The sequence below is a fragment of the Ruegeria sp. BE10 genome, assembly GCF_056538905.1.
Window position 1 is genome coordinate 37484 of the sequence record NZ_JBQFTX010000011.1, and the last position, 15081, is coordinate 52564.

The following is a 15081-nucleotide window of genomic DNA, read 5'->3' on the forward strand; positions in this document are numbered from 1 at the left end:
GCGTACTGAAGTGATTTTGTGGCACAAATGCGGTTCAGCGGCGTGTTTAAGATAAACAAATTGCGAGGATCAGGGCGACCTTGCCACCTTCATCAGTCACAATGTACCCGGGTTGAGTAAGTTAAAGATTGCGTTAAAGCGTGCGTACCGTCCTTGAAACGCCGGTCTGGCCCTACAACCTAGGGCCTATCAAAGGATCGGAGGCGAAGGTGACGCAGACACATCCCGACTATTCGAAAGCGTTCAAGGACATGTCCCGCTCAAACGACGGGCGGTTGAAACGTGTGCTGATCCTTCTGATCCTGATCAGCGTCGTGATTTACGCCGGAATCGTGGGGTACATGTACGCCAATCAGGATGAGCTGCTATACAAACCATCCGGAGAATTGCCCGCCCCCGATGAGGTCGGGCTGGCCGATGTCGACGTGATCTCTCTGCCCATGTCCGACGGGGTTGTGCTGACGGCGTGGTCCGCGCCACCGGCCATCGAAGGAGCGCCGACCGTTCTGTTTTTTCACGGTCAAAGCGGCAATCTGGGTGACCGGGCCGACCGGCTGCGGGAAATCCTGAACAGTGGTTTTGGCCTGCTAGCCCCCAGTTATCGCGGTTTTCCAGGCAGTGGCGGCGAGCCCTCGGAGCTGGCGCTGATCTCAGATGGGGTTCACATGTTTGACCAACTGGACTCTGAGGGTGCAGCCGTCGTCCTGCACGGTCAAAGCCTTGGCACCGGCGTGGCCGCCGCTGTCGCCCAACAGCGTCCGAATGCACAGTTACTGGTGCTAGAGGCCCCCTTCACCGCGACTGTGGATGTCGCGGCCGAGCGCTATCCGTTTCTGCCGGTTTCGGTCTTGATGAAGGATCAGTTCGCCACCCGAGACTTTGTCGGCGATGTTACGGTGCCAACGTTGATCTTCCACGGAACCGAGGATGAAACCGTTCCGGTGCATCACGGCCAAGCGCTGGCGGCGATGTCGGGCGACACCGCCAAACTTCATGTCATCCCCGATGGCACCCACAACGACCTCTGGTCGTATGGCTTGTGGGACGAGGTGCAGCAGACCCTTGCGCAGTAGCGTGGTTTAAAGAATCCGGCCTGCGACCGCATCCAGCTTGGCCAGTAACGCCGGATCGCGTTTTTCGGGCGCAGTGAGGATCGCAAACTCCAATGCCCGATCGCAGCCATGCGGGCAGGGCGCGCGTTCAGCCCCCAACAGATCGGGCAGGCCCTTGACCAGCGCCCGGCCTTTTTCCGCATTCCCGGTTAGGGTGGCGATAATGGCGGTTACGTCGACCTCGCCGTGATCCGGGTGCCAGCTGTCATAGTCGGTCACCATGGCGATCGAGGCATAACAAAGTTCGGCCTCGCGGGCGAGTTTCGCCTCGGGCATGTTAGTCATGCCGATCACGTCACATCCCCAATGCTCGCGATACATCTTGGATTCGGCCAGAGATGAGAACTGCGGCCCCTCCATCGCCAGATAGGTGCCACCGCGATGGATGGTGATACCTGCCGCCTTGCCTGCGCTCTCACAAGCGTCCGACAGGCGCGGGCAGGTGGGATGCGCCACGCTGACATGGGCGACGCAACCAGTGCCGAAAAAGCTTTTCTCGCGCGCAAATGTCCGGTCAATGAACTGGTCGACAATGACGAAATCCCCCGGCGCCATATGCTCGCGAAACGACCCGCAGGCGGAAACCGAGATCACGTCCGTAACCCCCAGCCGTTTCAGCGCATCGATATTGGCGCGATAGGGCACCTCGGTCGGTGAATGAACGTGGCCACGCCCGTGACGGGGCAGGAAGGCCATTTCGACCCCATTCAAAGCTCCCGTCAGAATCTGGTCCGAAGGTGCACCCCACGGCGTTTCAACCGTAACCCATTCCGCCTTTTCCAGCCCGTCGATATCGTAGATACCTGATCCGCCGATGATTGCGATTTTCGTCTGGGTCATGGCTGCGCTCCGAATGAAAAAATACGATGCAGACTGTCTGAGGGGCAGCGGAGGATTTGGCAAGTGGGTTCAACGGTTTGTGTTGGCTGATGGCCCGGTATGCGTCTGTTGCATATCTGGGTCCCACCTGGCGCGGTATCTCCTGCGGGGATTGACCGCTAAAAGACCCCTTTTGCGCGAACCCAAAATACCAACAGGACCGTCCCATGCCCCGAGCCATGCTGGCAAGCTTTGCCAATCGTATAGCTAAACCCGATCTTCGTTGGGTGCCGGACGAAGGGCTGACTGCCTCGCGCCTGCGGATCGAACTGCTGTCCGGTCTGACTGTGGCGCTGGCGTTGGTGCCCGAAGCAGTGGCCTTTGCCTTTGTTGCCGGGGTACATCCGCTGGTTGGTCTGTACGCGGCCTTTATGGTCGGTCTGATCACGGCGTTGATTGGTGGCCGTCCGGGCATGATTTCGGGCGCGACCGGGGCGCTGGCCGTTGTAATGGTTGCGCTGGTGGCCCAACACGGGGTTGAATACTTGTTCGCGACCGTGGTGTTGATGGGTATTCTGCAAGTGATCGCTGGGGCCATGCATTGGGGCCGGTTCATCCGGCTGGTGCCGCATCCGGTGATGCTGGGCTTTGTGAATGGTCTGGCTATCGTGATTTTTCTGGCGCAGTTGGGTCAGTTCAAAGTGCCTGGCACCATGGAAAACACCGGCCATGGCGTAGGTGGCGGCGAATGGCTTTCGGGTCTGCAGCTTTACACGATGCTGAGCCTGGTCGCACTGACCATGGCGGTGATCTGGGTCATGCCGCGTATCACGCGCATCATTCCTGCGCCGCTGGCCGGTATTTTTGCCGTTGCCGCGCTGGTGATTGGCTTTGGTTTGGACGTGCCTCGCGTCGGTGACCTGGCGTCTATCGAGGGAGGTTTGCCGCCGTTCCACATCCCGATGGTGCCGCTGACCTGGGAAACTTTTGAAATTATCCTGCCCTATGCCGTCATTCTGGCAGCAATCGGCCTGATCGAATCCCTGCTGACGTTGAACCTTGTTGGAGAGATCACCGGTAAGCGCGGCGGGGCTTCGCAGGAATGCATCGCGCAAGGCGTTGCCAACGTCGCCACCGGTTTCTTCGGTGGCATGGGCGGCTGCGCAATGATTGGTCAGTCGATGATCAACGTGAAGTCCGGTGGCCGGACCCGTATCGCCGGTATCGCGGCGGCGCTGTTCCTGCTGGTGTTCATCTTGTTTGCCTCACCGCTGATCGAGCAAATCCCGCTGGCCGCACTGGTCGGGGTGATGTTTATGGTGGTGATCGGTACATTCGCCTGGAACTCGTTCAAGATCATGCGCAAGGTGCCGTTGACGGACGCATTCGTTATCGTTCTGGTGACTGTGGTGACGGTGATGGAAGACCTTGCGGTCGCGGTTGTGGTTGGTGTCATTGTCTCCGCGCTGGCCTATGCGTGGAACAACGCCAAGCGTATCCATGCCATCACGCGTGAATCGGAAACCGAAAAAGGCGCAAAAGTCTACGAAATCCAAGGGCCTCTGTTCTTTGGTTCTTCCGAGGGTTTTGTCGAGCTGTTCGATGTGCCAAGTGATCCTGACACGGTGATCGTGGATTTTGCCGAAAGCCGGGTTGTGGACCAGTCCGCACTGCAGGCCATCGAAAACGTCGCGTCGAAATACGAGGCCGCAGGCAAACGCGTCATGCTGCGCCACCTCAGCCGCGATTGCCACAAGCTGCTGAACAAAGCAGGGCATCTGATGGTCGACAGCGATGATGACCCCGATTACCAACTGGCGGTGGATTATTCTGTTCGCACCGGCATTCTGGGCGGCCACTGAGTATTTTGCGAGGCTCTGCCTCGCGCTCCGAGGTATTTGTGACCAGATGAATACAGGATCCCCTGCCTCATCTGGCTGAAAATATCTCGGGGGAGACACCCAAAGGGCGGCGGGGGCAGCGCCCCCCTGTAATTCCTAATCGTCTGGGCGACTAAGCGAGAACAACTCGGTTACGACTGAATAGTCCCGATATCCAAGCCGGGCGAGCGGGTTGAAGGTCGTCACGTCGAATATTCCATCCCTCAAACAATCGTCTCGCAGGTGGACACCGGTTACTTCTCCGAAAACAACCCGATTTGCCTCGCCCGGCAGATCGACAATCTTGGTCAATTTGCATTCCAGAGCAGCCGGAACGCCCTCGACTCGAGCGCAGGGGATGGTTTCGCATTCAACCGGCGTCAGGCCAGCATGTTCGAATTCGTCGTGATGTTTGGGCAGGCCTGCGGAACTGGCGTTCATCGCATCGCGGTGTGCGTGCGCCACCACGTTCACGCAGAACACTCCGGTTGCTTCGATGTTCGAAACACTGTCCTTGCCGCCGTCCTGATCGTGTTTGGCGCCCGTTGAAGCGAACATCACTTGTGGGGGCGTGTAGGCGACCCCGTTGAAGAAGGAATAAGGTGCCAGATTGTTGATCCCATCGGGGCTGCGGGTGGATATCCAACCGATCGGACGGGGGGTAATGACAGCGTTGAATGGATTGTGCGGCAGACCGTGGCCGTCTTCGGGTCGATAGAACATCTCTACTCCAAGCGTTTGCCCAAGGCGTAGCGAAGTGCTAGGGCGAATGCCAGCGAGGAAAAGAGGGCTGAGGTGCAGCAGTTCGGGATCAGGCCGGAAGAGCCGGATGATTGGTGGGAGGTCGAAGCCCTCTATGACCTGTGCTTTGCGCCCGGGCGCGAGGCGCTGTCTTCCTATCGTCTGCGCGATGATGTGCCGCCGGTTTCAGGCTTGTCTCTGGTTGCGCGTGACGGGCAGGGCATTCTGGCCGGGGCCATACGGTTCTGGCCGGTGCACGTGGGTGATCACGATGCCTTGCTGCTGGGGCCGGTAGCCGTACACCCGACCCATCAAGGCGAGGGCCTTGGGGGCTTTCTGATCCACGAAGGTATCGAAGCTGGCCGGGCGATGGGCTGGGATCGGGTCATGTTGGTTGGTGATGCACCTTATTATGCCCGGTTCGGGTTTTCCCGTCTGAATGGGATTGAAATGCCCCCTCCGACCAACCCGGACCGAATTCTGGGGCTGGAATTGTCCTCGGGTGTATGGGACGGGGTGGACGGGCTTGTCACCCGTTGGACCCGCTGAACTATTGAAACTTTGGCCATAAATCCCGATGTCTAATGGGCAGGAGGTATTTATGCAGGACGTGGTTCTTGTTGAAAAGCTGGATGCTGAGGCGGAACTGGACCGATTGGCCGGGTATTACCGAACGGCCGGAGGGCCGGGCGTCAAGCTGTTGAATAGCCTCGGAGGTTCGGCAGAATCCTTGTTGGAGCAATTGCCCGAACCGATCAGGCAGGGCCTGACGGGGGCGACGGAACAGGCCCTGTGGTTGGCAATGCATGCTGCCGAAGGGTCAAGACGGGCTGTGCCGGACCAGCATCCCTGGGTCAACACCGCGGTAGCCACGGCCATGGGTGCAGCCGGAGGGTTGGGCGGAATGTCCACTGCATTGATGGAATTACCTGCGACGACCGCGATGCTGTTGCGTGCCATACAAGGGGCGGCTGCGCGAGAAGGGTTTGATCCGTCGGAAGATGGTGTGAAATTCGATTGCGTGCGTGTCCTGTCCGCCGCCGGGCCTTTGTCCAATGACGACGGTGCCGATCTGGGGTTTTTCTCGGTCAGGTTGACCTTGACAGGACCTGCCATGCAAAAACTGATCGCAGCGGTCGCTCCGCGGTTGTCAGTTGTGTTAGGGCAGAAATTGGCGGCGCAATCCGTGCCGGTATTGGGGGCCATTGCCGGAGGCGGCACCAACTATGTCTACACGCGGTATTACCAGCAGATTGCCCGCGTGCATTTCGGGCTGCGCCGTTTGGCTGTTGATGCCGATGTTCCCCACGATGAACTGGTGCGCAAACTTGCCGCCCGAATGTGATTTTTCTTCAAAGGCTTGGCGAAATTCACCCCATATGGTATTGATGATTTGAGCGTCCGCTAAATAAACCAAAACAACGCGGGCAAACAGGCAAATATCCATATGAAAGGCGGCTCGGCGTGATTGACGCAAGGCTTTCGCCTCATGTTTCCAACATTGCCCGGCACCTGCCGGTGCTGCAGCAATCGGCGGCTTTGTGCTATCGTGTCGAGCAAGGGCAACCCGAAGTGCTGTTGATTACAACGCGCAAATCACGCCGTTGGATCATTCCCAAAGGGTGGCTGATTGATGGGCTGACTGCGTCTCAGACCGCAGGCCAGGAGGCGTGGGAAGAGGCCGGCATTCGAGGAGAGTGCGACACGCAGGCAATGGGGCAGTTTTGCTATCGAAAACGTCATCAGAAAAAAGGCGCAGTATTGTGCGTCGTGGATGTCTTTCCGTTATTGGTGACATCGGTTGCTGCGTGTTTTCCCGAATTCAAACAGCGGCAGAGACAATGGTTTGTGCCGAAAAAAGCCGCAGTTCACGTCAATTTCCCCGAACTTGGGCAAATGTTTCAAAAACTTGAGCCAATCATGCGCTAAGATGCCTCTGGTAGGGCTTGATATTGCCATGTCTGTGGTTATCAATTCGACAACCGACATTTGGACGGATCATGATTCAATACGCATTGAAATGCAGCAACGGCCATACATTTGACAGTTGGTTCCAATCGGCCGCCGCTTACGACAAACTGGCATCCACGGGCATGGTGACATGCGCTGTGTGTGGATGTGCGGATGTTGAAAAGGCTATCATGACCCCACGTGTCCGCCCGGCCCGTGAGGCCGTGGCAAAGACCATCGCCCCCATGCCCGAGGCTGAAACGATAGATGTGGCCGCCCCTGCGCCAGACATTGAAAAGGTGCTGGCCGAGCTGCGCCGCAAGGTCGAAGAGAACTCGGACTATGTGGGTAAGGATTTTGCCAGCGAAGCGCGCAAAATCCACCTTGGTGATGCGCCCGAGCGTGCGATCTATGGTGAGGCCAAGCCGGACGAAGCGCAGGCCCTGATCGACGATGGGGTTCCAGTGGCACCTTTGCCTTTTGTTCCCAGCAGAAAGACAAATTAAGCCGTGCATGTAGTTATTACGGGGGTTAATCGTGGCATTGGCCGAACGCTGGCCGACAATTACCGGGCCCGCGGGGACAAGCTGACCGGCACCGCGCGGGATGGCAGTGCGCAGGTGGTTCTGGATGTCACCGACCCTTCGCAACATTCCGACGTGGCCACGTATCTGGCAGATCAACCCGTCGATTTGCTGATCTGCAACGCTGGGGTCTATCTGGACAAAGGGCAGAGCATTAACGGCTATCCCGCCGACATGTGGGCGCAAAGCTTTGCCATCAACGTGACAGGCGTGTTTCTAACCGTTCAGGCATTGTTGCCGAACTTGCGGGCCGCACGAGGAAAGATTGCGATTATTTCATCGACGATGGCCTCGCACACCCGCGCGCCGGGGGGCAGCTATATCTACCGCGCATCAAAGGCCGCAGCCTTGAGTCTGGGACGCAATCTGGCCACGGATTTGCGCGATGATGGAATCGCCGTAGGTATCTATCACCCGGGCTGGGTGCAGACCGATATGGGCGGGCCCGAAGCCGATATCACCCTGGATCAGGCCGCAAAGGGCCTTATTGAAAGGTTCGATGCGTTGTCACTGGAAACAACGGGTTGTTTCGAAAACTGGGACGGTCGCCCCCACGCTTACTGACGTATCAACGCTGCGGTGGGGATTTCATAGACCTCATCCGGGTCGATGAAAATCACGGTCAGGTCGCCACGTGTTTCATGGCTGATCTTGGCAGGTGAACTGCTGGAATTCGGCACGCCATCGGTGAAATAGATGCTGCGCACTTCACCGCCGCCCAATGAAACAGCCAACGTCGTCGTGCCGTCGTCATGGTGGCGCAATTCGGCATGGCAGCTATCGAGAGGTGCGCCGCCCGAGGCGCAGGGCACAGTGCCCAAAGCATTCTTGCCGTCAGTTGCGGCCAGAGTTGAAACCTGTGCAAGGGCAGGGGAAGACAGCAGGACAACTGCGAGGGCAAGGCGGAGCATGGAAAACCTCTTGGAAAATTCGATGACTAAGGCTGACAGCCTCGCTGCCGGATGTAAAGCAGCCCCATGCGGCATTCGGGGCGGTTTTGAACCCTTGCCCTTGCGGCCCCCCTCGCATAAGACGCACGGAACCTGAATTCCAAGGCGCGGAGAGACCACCCCCATGCCCGTACTCGTTATGAAATTCGGTGGCACGTCGGTTGCCAACCTTGACCGTATCCGCCGCGCGGCGAAACGCATCGGTGTTGAGGTGGCCAAGGGCTATGACGTGATCGTCATTGTCTCGGCAATGTCGGGCAAGACCAATGAGCTGGTGGGATGGGTCAATGAAACCTCGCCCCTGTTTGATGCGCGTGAATATGACGCCGTGGTGTCCTCGGGCGAGAACGTGACCGCCGGTCTGATGGCGCTGACGTTGCAGGAAATGGATATTCCCGCGCGCAGCTGGCAGGGCTGGCAGGTGCCGCTGATGACCACCAGTGCCCACAGTCAGGCCCGGATCGAAGAAATTCCGACCGAAAACCTGACCCAAAAATTCGACGAAGGCATGAAAGTGGCCGTTGTCGCAGGCTTTCAGGGCATCAGCCCCGAAGGGCGCATCACCACGCTGGGCCGGGGCGGTTCGGACACCACCGCCGTGGCCTTTGCCGCCGCGTTCGGCGCCGAGCGTTGCGATATTTATACGGATGTAGACGGCGTCTATACCACCGACCCGCGCATCTGTGAAAAAGCGCGCAAACTGGACCGTATTTCGTTCGAAGAGATGCTCGAACTGGCCTCGTTGGGGGCCAAGGTGCTGCAAACCCGCTCGGTCGAGCTGGCGATGCGGTATAAGGTGAAACTGCGCGTTCTCTCAAGTTTCGAGGAACAATCCGACGAGGCCGGTACGCTGGTCGTTGACGAGGAGGATATCATGGAATCCAATGTTGTGGCCGGTGTGGCCTATTCCCGTGACGAGGCTAAGATGACCGTCGTTTCGGTGGCGGACCGACCCGGTATCGCCTCGATCATCTTTACCGCGCTCAGCGATGAGGGCGTGAACGTGGACATGATCGTTCAGAATATTTCGGACGAGGGGCGCACCGACATGACCTTCTCGTGCCCGACCGATCAGGTCGCGCGTGCCGAGAAAGCGTTGTTGGCGATCAAGGACGCGGGTGAGCTGAACTATGCCGAACTGGTTGCGGACGAAGATGTCTGCAAGGTCTCGGTGGTGGGCATCGGAATGCGTTCTCAGTCGGGTGTTGCGGCCAAAATGTTCAAGATACTCTCGGATGAGGGGATCAATATTAAGGTCATTACAACCTCTGAGATAAAAATTTCCGTCCTGGTGGATCGGAAATACATGGAACTTGCGGTTCAGGCACTGCATGATGCCTTTGAACTGGACAAGGCGGCCTGAGCATTTCAGCCAAGGATTTCGCCTGACACAATAATTTGGTTGGGCCATGGCGGACGGCACCGAAACAGAATCCCGCAAGCTGCTTGGGCGGCTGCGCGAAGAAATGGCGAGCGAAGCCGCCGGTCAGGAACGTCTTGACCGGATTACGCATCTGATCGCCGACAGCATCCGGGCCGAGGTCTGCTCGGTCTATCTGTTTCGCGACGAAGACACGTTGGAGCTGTGCGCCACCGAAGGCTTGGCACCCGAAGCGGTGCACAAGACCCGGATGCGTATGGGCGAAGGTCTGGTTGGCCGCGTCGCCCAATCTGGCAAGGTCGTGAATACCGCTGACGCGCCGTCGGCCAAAGGCTTCCGCTATATGCCGGAAACCGGCGAAGAACGGTTTTCGTCTTTTCTGGGCGTGCCAGTTCAACGGCTGGGTGAAAAACTGGGCGTTCTGGTGGTGCAATCCCGCGAGGCGCGCCAGTTTTCGGCGGATGAGGTTTATGCGCTGGAAGTCGTTGCAATGGTTTTGGCCGAGATGGCCGAACTGGGCGCCTTTGTCGGTGAGGGTGCGGCCCTGTCGCCCCTGCACCAGCAATCAGTACAGCTGAGCGGTGGTCCCGCACAGGAAGGATACGCCGAAGGTCATGTCTGGCTGCATGAGCCCCGCGTCGTGGTCACCAACCCGATTGCCGATGATCCACATCGCGAACGTGAACGCCTGAATGAAGCGGTCGAAGAGCTGCGCGTTGGCGTCGACAAGATGCTTGAAATCTCGCAGGGCGGCGACAAGGAACAGCTGCAAGTCCTTGAGGCTTATCGCATGTTTGCCAATTCCAAAGGTTGGATGCGCCGGATGGAAGAGGACATCGCCCTGGGCCTAAGCGCCGAGGCAGCGGTTGAAAAAGAACAATCGCAGGCCCGCGCGCGGATGGGGCAGGTAACCGATCCGTATTTGCGTGAACGGCTGGCTGATCTGGATGACCTGTCCAACCGGTTGCTGCGCATTCTGACCGGGCAAGGCAATACAAATGGCTCTGACCTGCCACCTGATCCGATCCTGATCGCCCGCAATATCGGTCCCGGAGACCTGTTGGAATACGGTCGATCACTGAAAGGCATCGTGCTTGAGGAAGGCTCGGTCGGCAGTCATGCCACTATCGTGGCACGTGCGTTGGCTATTCCGCTGGTGGTACATGTGGGCCGGATCACGACCGAGGCGCTGAACGGCGACCATATTCTGGTCGATGGGGATCAGGGCATTGTCCATCTGCGTCCCGAAGACACCGTGGCAAACGCTGTGCGAGATAAAATCGCGATGCAGGCCAAGGCGCAGGAACGCTATGCCTCAATCCGTGAAACCCCGACAGTGACGCGGGATGGGGAGCGGATCAATCTGGTAATGAATGCGGGGCTGATGGCCGATCTACCCTCATTGAATAATTCCGGGGCCGAGGGCGTGGGCCTGTTCCGAACCGAGCTGCAGTTCCTGATCCGCAACCAGATGCCCAAGCGGTCAGAATTGGTGACACAATATCAACGGGTTCTGGACGCTGCTGAAGGCAAGCGCGTGATCTTTCGCACGTTGGATATCGGGTCCGACAAGGTTCTGCCTTACATGAAGCACGTGGCGGAACCGAACCCGGCGTTGGGTTGGCGCGCAATCCGCGTCGGTCTGGACAAACGCGGCGTGATGCGGATGCAGTTGCAGGCCCTCTTGCGTGCCGCCAATGGCCGCCCCTTGTCGATCATGTTCCCCTTCGTGGCGCAAGCCGACGAGTTTTACGAGGCCCGCTGGGAGGTCAATAAAACCATCGAGCGTGAAAAGCGTCTGGGTCATATCCTGCCCGAAACGCTTGAGGTTGGGGCGATGCTGGAAACCCCATCGCTGGCCTTTGCGCCGCAAAAGTTCTTTGACGAGGTCGATTTTGTCTCGGTCGGAGGCAATGATCTGAAGCAGTTCTTCTTTGCTGCTGACCGTGAAAATGAACTGGTACGTCGTCGCTATGACACGCTGAATGTCAGCTTTCTGAGTTTCATCGCGCAGATCGTTGAGCGCTGCAACTCCTCCAATACGCCGCTTTCGTTCTGCGGCGAGGATGCCGGTCGCCCGGTTGAGGCGCTGTGCCTGGCCGCGATGGGTATTCGGACACTGTCCATGCGTCCGGCCTCGATCGGTCCGGTCAAAAGCGTGTTGCTGCGGGCCGATCTGCAATCTTTGCGCAAGATCATCGCGGATGCTCGGCACCGGGGTGAGCAATCGGTGCGCCCCGCTGTCATGGAGTGGCTGCGCAATCAGGGCTGACATCCCAAATCCGGGCTTGCTTTCTGCATCTGCATTGCCTATGCAATTTGCAAATGTTAGCGATAACATCACTCAGACCACAAGTGCTGCGACTTTCTGGTGCTATGTTGGCAGAGGTAGAACTGAAGGAGCCCTTTGATGGTTTCACGCGTAATTCCGGTTAACCCGTTCGATCTGGTGCTGTTCGGTGCGACCGGCGATCTGGCTCAACGCAAGATTCTACCGGGCCTATATCACCGCTTTGAGGTCGGGCAGATGCCCGAGGACGCCTGCATCATCGGTTCGGCGCGATCGGACATGGACAGTGATGCATTCCGCGATCAGATACGCGCCTCGATGGCGGAGTTTGCGCCGGAATTCAAAAAGGACGTTCTGGATCGCTTTCTAAGCCGGGTCTCGTATGTCCCTGTTGATGCGTCCGGCGATGCCGGCTGGTCGAATTTGGCCAAAGCATTGCGCCCTGACGTCGTGCGTGCGTTCTATTTGTCGGTGGGGCCTGGCTTGTTTTCGGGCATTGCGCACCGGCTGAACCAACACGGGTTGGCCACATCAGACAGCCGCATCGTGGTGGAAAAACCCTTTGGTCATGATCTGGCATCCGCCAAAGCGTTGAACGAGGGGCTGCGTACCTGCTTCGAAGAACACCAGATTTACCGGATCGACCACTATCTGGGTAAAGAGACGGTTCAGAACCTGATGGCCCTGCGTTTTGCCAATTCTCTGTTCGAACCGCTATGGAACTCGACCCATATTGACCACGTGCAGATCACGGTTGCTGAAACTGTGGGCGTTGAAGGACGCGGCGCTTATTATGACCAGTCCGGTGCCATGCGGGACATGATTCAGAACCACTTGGTACAGCTTTTGTGTCTGACGGCGATGGAGCCGCCGTCGAAATTTGCGCCCAACGCTGTGCGCGATGAAAAGGTCAAAGTGATCGAAGCGTTGGAGCCTGTTGAGCAGAAAGATATCGCGCGCGGCCAATACCGCGCCGAACACGGGCAGGGTGGTTATGTCGATCACGTTGGCAACCCCGGCAGTCGTACGGAAAGCTTCATCGCGCTGAAGGTACATCTGGGCAACTGGCGGTGGGCGGGTGTTCCGTTCTATCTGCGCACCGGCAAGCGGCTGCGGGCGCGGGAATCCGAGATTGCCGTGTTCTTTCGTGACCCGCCGCATACGATCTTTCCGAATGTTGGCCCGCTGCACGGGAACGTGCTGGTGATCCGCCTGCAACCCGACGAGGGCATCACCCTGCGCACCACCATTAAAGATCCAGGCCCAGGCGGGTTCCGCCTGTCTGATGTGGCGCTGGACATGAGTTTTGCCGACGCTTTGGGCGTCGAGGCCAGCGCGCCGGATGCCTATGAGCGGCTGATTATGGACGTCATACGTGGCGACCAGACCCTGTTCATGCGCGGTGACGAGGCCGAAGCCGCCTGGGCCTGGGTCGATCCCATCATTCAAGGCTGGGAAGATCACGGCAATCGCCCGGCACGCTATGATCAGGGCAGTTCGGGCCCCGAAGAAGCATTGATGCTGATGCACCGCGACGGACGTCGCTGGCGTCAGATCGGAGGTTAACCATGGTTCATTCTGTTATCACTGACGTCACCCAGCGGATCATCGACCGCAGCGCCGACCTGCGTGGCCCGCATCTGGAACGGATGGAACAGGCCAAATCCAAAGGCCCGGCTCGCGCGCATCTGTCCTGCAGCGGTCAGGCCCATGCTTATGCTGGGGCGGGGACAGATCAACAGGCGATGGCGACCGGCGCCGCCGGAAACCTTGGTATTGTTACCGCTTATAACGACATGCTTTCAGCTCACCAGCCGTTTGAACGCTACCCTGGCCTGATCCGCGATGCGATCCGCACTGCCGGTGGCACTGCGCAAGTTGCAGGTGGTGTACCTGCCATGTGCGACGGCGTCACCCAAGGCGAGGCCGGGATGGAGCTGTCGCTGTTTTCGCGCGATGTGATTGCGTTGGCCACGGGCGTCGCACTGAGCCACAATACCTACGACGCAGCTGTTTTCCTTGGCGTTTGCGACAAGATTGTTCCCGGTCTGATAATTGGGGCGCAGGCCTTCGGCCATTTGCCCGCCGTGTTCCTGCCCGCAGGCCCGATGACCAGCGGCCTGCCCAATGATGAAAAGGCCAAGGTGCGCCAGAAATTCGCTGCCGGAGAAATTGGCCGCGATGAACTTATGGCCGCCGAAATGGCTGCTTATCACGGCCCCGGCACCTGTACCTTCTACGGTACCGCCAACACCAACCAGATGCTGATGGAGTTCATGGGGCTGCATCTGCCGGGCTCTAGCTTCATCAATCCGAACACGCCGCTGCGGGATGCCTTGACCGAAGAGGGTGCGCGCCGTGCCCTGTCACTCAGTGCGTTGGGCAATAACTACACGCCGGTTTATCAGGTGTTGGATGAGCGAGCCTTCGTGAATGGCATCGTCGGGCTGATGGCTACCGGTGGCTCGACCAACTTGCTGATCCACCTAATCGCAATGGCACGGGCGGGTGGTATCGTTTTGGATTGGCAGGATTTTTCCGATATTTCCGCCGTTGTCCCACTGGTCGCGCGGGTCTATCCCAACGGTTTGGCGGATGTGAACCATTTCCACGCGGCTGGTGGTTTGGGGTATTGCATCGGCACGCTGCTCGACGATGGGCTTTTGCACCCGGACACCCTGACAGTCGCAGGGCAGGGCCTGCACAATTACACTAAGGAACCCAAGCTGAAAGACGGCGATCTGGTTTGGGAAGAGGGCGCGGGCCACAGTCTGAATGACAAGATCGTCCGCCCCGCCAAGGACCCGTTCCAGCCTACAGGTGGACTGTCACGCCTGACTGGCAATCTGGGCACCGCCGTCATGAAGGTTTCCGCAGTCGCGCCCGAACATCAGATCGTCGAAGCACCCGTGCGTGTTTTCCATGATCAGGCCGAGGTCAAGGCGGCCTTCAAGGCGGGCGACTTCACCGGGGACGTGATCGTTGTGGTCCGCTTCCAGGGACCAAAGGCCAATGGCATGCCCGAATTGCATTCACTGACGCCAATCCTGGCGATCCTCCAGGGCAGGGGCCAAAAGGTGGCGTTGGTCACGGATGGCCGTATGTCAGGTGCCTCGGGCAAGGTTCCCGCCGCGATCCATGTCTGCCCCGAGGCGCTGGAGGGTGGTGCAATTGCCTATCTCCAGGATGGTGATGTGCTGCGCGTTGACGCAGTGAAAGGCGAATTGGAAATCCTCACTCCGGGTGTGCTGGACCGCGCCCCGGTCACTGTGGATCTGTCCGCCAATCAGCACGGGGTCGGACGGGATCTGTTCGCCGTATTTCGCAACAACGTCGGTTCTGCCGACGCGGGTGCTAGCATTTTCGGAGTGTAA

General features: G+C 58.6%; 14 protein-coding genes. 11 read left to right on the forward strand and 3 right to left on the reverse strand.

The window, feature by feature from the left end; all coding sequences use genetic code 11:
- Window positions 1-209 precede the first annotated feature (209 nt).
- Entirely contained in the window at window positions 210-1073 is an 864-nt protein-coding gene (locus tag ACR0M2_RS19405; protein ID WP_480706696.1) for an alpha/beta hydrolase, read from the forward strand.
- 6 nt (window positions 1074-1079) lie between these two features.
- On the opposite strand, the gene ACR0M2_RS19410 is transcribed toward ACR0M2_RS19405, so the two are convergent.
- A complete protein-coding gene (locus ACR0M2_RS19410; RefSeq protein ID WP_170398917.1) occupies window positions 1080-1952 on the reverse strand; it encodes an S-methyl-5'-thioadenosine phosphorylase in 873 nt (290 codons plus the stop codon).
- Between the two features lie 206 nt (window positions 1953-2158).
- Between ACR0M2_RS19410 and ACR0M2_RS19415 the strand changes: the two genes are divergently transcribed.
- Window positions 2159-3793 carry a SulP family inorganic anion transporter gene (locus ACR0M2_RS19415; protein ID WP_480706697.1) on the forward strand — a complete coding sequence of 545 codons (1635 nt, stop codon included), beginning with the start codon at window positions 2159-2161 and terminating at the stop codon, window positions 3791-3793.
- A gap of 135 nt (window positions 3794-3928) precedes the next feature.
- On the opposite strand, the gene ACR0M2_RS19420 is transcribed toward ACR0M2_RS19415, so the two are convergent.
- A complete protein-coding gene (locus ACR0M2_RS19420; protein WP_480706699.1) occupies window positions 3929-4534 on the reverse strand; it encodes a flavin reductase family protein in 606 nt (201 codons plus the stop codon).
- Window positions 4535-4606: 72 nt separating this feature from the next.
- On the opposite strand from ACR0M2_RS19420, the gene ACR0M2_RS19425 reads away from it, so the two are divergent.
- The 5 genes from ACR0M2_RS19425 (at window position 4607) to ACR0M2_RS19445 (ending at window position 7650) form a co-directional block, all read left to right on the forward strand.
- A complete protein-coding gene (locus ACR0M2_RS19425) occupies window positions 4607-5101 on the forward strand; it encodes a GNAT family N-acetyltransferase (RefSeq protein ID WP_170379119.1) in 495 nt (164 codons plus the stop codon).
- A 52-nt stretch (window positions 5102-5153) separates the two neighbouring features.
- Window positions 5154-5897, forward strand: a complete 744-nt coding sequence (locus tag ACR0M2_RS19430; RefSeq protein WP_480706701.1) for an EcsC family protein — start codon at window positions 5154-5156, stop codon at window positions 5895-5897.
- 119 nt (window positions 5898-6016) lie between these two features.
- Window positions 6017-6481, forward strand: coding sequence for an NUDIX hydrolase (locus ACR0M2_RS19435; protein ID WP_170351393.1), 465 nt, complete (start codon window positions 6017-6019; stop codon window positions 6479-6481).
- Between the two features lie 71 nt (window positions 6482-6552).
- Window positions 6553-7008, forward strand: a complete 456-nt coding sequence (locus tag ACR0M2_RS19440) for a DUF1178 family protein (protein WP_170351392.1) — start codon at window positions 6553-6555, stop codon at window positions 7006-7008.
- A 3-nt stretch (window positions 7009-7011) separates the two neighbouring features.
- On the forward strand, window positions 7012-7650 hold the full coding sequence (locus tag ACR0M2_RS19445) for an SDR family oxidoreductase (protein WP_480706703.1): 639 nt from the start codon (window positions 7012-7014) through the stop codon (window positions 7648-7650).
- Here ACR0M2_RS19445 and ACR0M2_RS19450 read toward each other — a convergent pair.
- Complete coding sequence (locus ACR0M2_RS19450; protein WP_480664363.1) at window positions 7644-7997, reverse strand: hypothetical protein; 354 nt, start codon at window positions 7995-7997, stop codon at window positions 7644-7646. The genes ACR0M2_RS19445 and ACR0M2_RS19450 overlap by 7 nt on opposite strands.
- 163 nt (window positions 7998-8160) lie before the next feature.
- Here ACR0M2_RS19450 and ACR0M2_RS19455 point away from each other — a divergent pair, with 163 nt between their 5' ends.
- The 4 genes from ACR0M2_RS19455 to edd all read left to right on the forward strand — a co-directional run bounded on the left by ACR0M2_RS19455 (window position 8161) and on the right by edd (window position 15081).
- Window positions 8161-9399, forward strand: coding sequence for an aspartate kinase (locus ACR0M2_RS19455; RefSeq protein WP_170351389.1), 1239 nt, complete (start codon window positions 8161-8163; stop codon window positions 9397-9399).
- Window positions 9400-9445: 46 nt separating this feature from the next.
- On the forward strand, window positions 9446-11689 hold the full coding sequence (ptsP, locus tag ACR0M2_RS19460; protein ID WP_480706705.1) for a phosphoenolpyruvate--protein phosphotransferase: 2244 nt from the start codon (window positions 9446-9448) through the stop codon (window positions 11687-11689).
- 138 nt (window positions 11690-11827) lie between these two features.
- Window positions 11828-13273 (forward strand): glucose-6-phosphate dehydrogenase, encoded by a 1446-nt coding sequence (gene zwf, locus ACR0M2_RS19465; protein ID WP_480706707.1) that lies wholly within the window; start codon window positions 11828-11830, stop codon window positions 13271-13273.
- 2 nt (window positions 13274-13275) lie between these two features.
- A complete protein-coding gene (edd, locus tag ACR0M2_RS19470) occupies window positions 13276-15081 on the forward strand; it encodes a phosphogluconate dehydratase (RefSeq protein ID WP_480706708.1) in 1806 nt (601 codons plus the stop codon).